We start from the raw sequence: 2598 nt of genomic DNA, 5'->3' as shown, positions 1-2598 counted from the left end.
GGTCTCTTCATCAATAATGGTAACAACTACCTCACCGCATTCTCTATCAATATTAAATGCATGAGTACAAGGGCTGACCATAAATGATGCCGTCAGTACCGCTGTCATAATTAATGACAGTATTCTCTTTTTCATAAAAATACACTCCTGTCTTTATATATTGATGCCCGATTCCCTTTCTGTATTTATCTCATTTCTTTTTCGCACCTTAATCACGTACACTTTATCATTTTAATAATACTAAATATTTACCGAAAAATCAAGAATTTTACATTAAAATTATAATTTGTTATAGACATTAATATGTTTTAACGATAAAATCAAATCTCAGCATATCTCACTGTACAATTGCCCGCAATATATATGCAAAATCATACTGCAAAGCATAGTTTATATTTTTGTAGAAAGTCTTGCATATTCTGAAAGTATTTGTGATGCGTCAACGGCGTCAACAAATCCGTCGCCATTCATATTGCCAAGCGTATATTTGATAGGCTTGATAGCTTCAGTTGAGAGTTCCGCATATATCGCCAGTACCTTTGATGCGTCAACTGCGTCGATTAGTCCGTCGCAGTTTATATCTCCCGTTTTTACAAGCGTATCGTAAATATCATCGTTATTATCGTCGATATAGTATAGGATATTTCGGTCACTATCTATTTTTACGAGCACATCATTATTAGAGCATAGATACTGAGCCTTGTTATCGGGATCAACGCTCATGTTCACGCTCAGGAACTTACCTTCCTCATCGAGTGTGTAATAATATGGCGCAACCGTTACATCAATACTGCCGCTGCTTTTAAACAGCATACCTTCATCGCGAACTTCTACCGTCAGGTCATCGTCCACATTTACAGTTGTGAACCACCAGTAATTAGGTTCAAAGCTAAATGTTCCTTTGTTCATTCGCAACTGAAAGCCAGCCATAAGCTGTTCGGAATTGTTATTTTTTATGAATACCTTATCATCACTGAAATCAATATCGCAGTCATACTGATATGGTTCACTATCCTCTTCTATCATCTCATTATTTAAAAAATCTATATCTATCCATCGATCTGAATTAATATACCTCAGATCGGCACTTAATAATTTAAGTTTTCTTACTTCGGCGTGAACAGAATCTGCTTTAAAAAAGCTGTGATATCCTGCCATATCTCTTACTCCATCAGAAGGAATAGCAGCAAGGGTACCGTCTTTTAGGACTGGATATACATTTATTCCTTTATTTTTAGTGAATATACAATGCTTTATTTCCGATACATCAACATTAGGCGATTCAGAGGGATTTATCGTTCCTTTATAGTTCAGCAGTTCATCATTGTCAATAGCAGTATAATTCAGGTTTTGTCCTGCACCGTCTTTATTTATGTAGGCTGGTATATAACTTTCCTTTGTTTCTGAATTTATGTAAATACAGTTTTCATCTGAAAAACATCCGGAGCTCTCAGCATAAGCATTTGAATCAAGTGTAAGGATACATTTATCATAGCTCTTGTCGTTAAAAGTCCAGCTGCCGTCAGTGATACCAATTCCGCATACAGCGTGTGCAAAAAAGTTCTTACGTATGACTATCAGGAAATACCTGTTATACGCCATGCATTTTTCAGCTGTATCTAAGAGGCTTTCTATTTTTTCTTTGTAGGTCGTGTTAAGGTTGAGATACTGTTCGTAACTGTCAAACTCTGTATATCCCTGTATCATCTGATAATCCGTGATATATCTGTCCGATGTTTCGTTATAGTCTATTTCGCTGAGCGAGGCTGCTCCCTCCTGTATGTCAGAGGGCTTGATAACGCCGTTATGTGAAAGCACTTCAAGAATGGATATGCCTACACATGAACCTGTTGAGACAATGTCATTAAACATCCTGTTCGGATAATATATGGCTTCAAGCAGATTGCATTTATACAGATATTCATAATAGCAGTTAGGATTTACAGGATGTTCCTCGTCGCGCAGATAGTTTGTTACAGCAAGGTAGTCCTTATCCGCGCCGAGGGAGTATGCAAGCTCGTAGAGCTCAGGATAGTCCTGCTTTGCGCCGAAAGAAACTGTCTGAAAAGATGACAGTATAACAAGTGCAATAAAAACGGAAAAGAACCTTTTCATCTGAAATGCCTCCTTTCAGCTGTACATCAGGTGGTTGAGAGCTCTGCATACTTCGCAAGGATAACAGAAGCGTCAACAGCGTCAACAAAGCCGTCATCGTTGATGTCTCCGAGAGAGTAATCAACAGGGCTGTTAACCAGTGTAGAAAGCTTTGCATAAGCAGACAATACCTTTGAAGCGTCAACGGCGTCAATATAACCGTCGCAGTTTATATCGCCCTTCTGTACACGGGTATCATATACATCATCGCCGTTATCGTCGATATAATATACGAAGTTTTTCTCTTCATCTATACTGAGAAGAACATTATTAGCCGCGAGTAGCTCTATATAATGGTAATCATCTAAAAAATTAACTTGCATTTCAGCAACACTGCCATTATCGTCAAGTACATAATAATACGGTGCTATCATAAGACCATTCAGATCGTCGCCTTTAAAGAGCATTCCCCTTTCATTTACTTCTATCGTCATATTATTTTTG

1 protein-coding gene and 1 pseudogene are annotated in these 2598 nt (G+C 37.8%); both read right to left on the bottom strand.

The features are described 5' to 3' along the window. Positions 1-390: 390 nt before the first annotated feature. Complete coding sequence (locus tag J6U00_RS05335; RefSeq protein WP_296579917.1) at positions 391-2115, bottom strand: hypothetical protein; 1725 nt, start codon at positions 2113-2115, stop codon at positions 391-393. A gap of 26 nt (positions 2116-2141) precedes the next feature. After that, positions 2142-2598: pseudogene (locus J6U00_RS05330) on the bottom strand (hypothetical protein); the annotation flags it as partial.

This window comes from Ruminococcus sp., assembly GCF_017650195.1.
GTDB lineage: Bacteria > Bacillota > Clostridia > Oscillospirales > Ruminococcaceae > Ruminococcus.
Note: the sequence above shows the minus strand (reverse complement) of the source record. Positions and strands in the feature narration are given on the sequence as shown.

Excerpts from the sequence above, each read along its gene's own strand:
- J6U00_RS05335 (WP_296579917.1), bottom strand. The coding sequence starts at position 2,115 with ATGAAAAGGTTCTTTTCCGTTTTTATTGCACTTGTTATACTGTCATCT.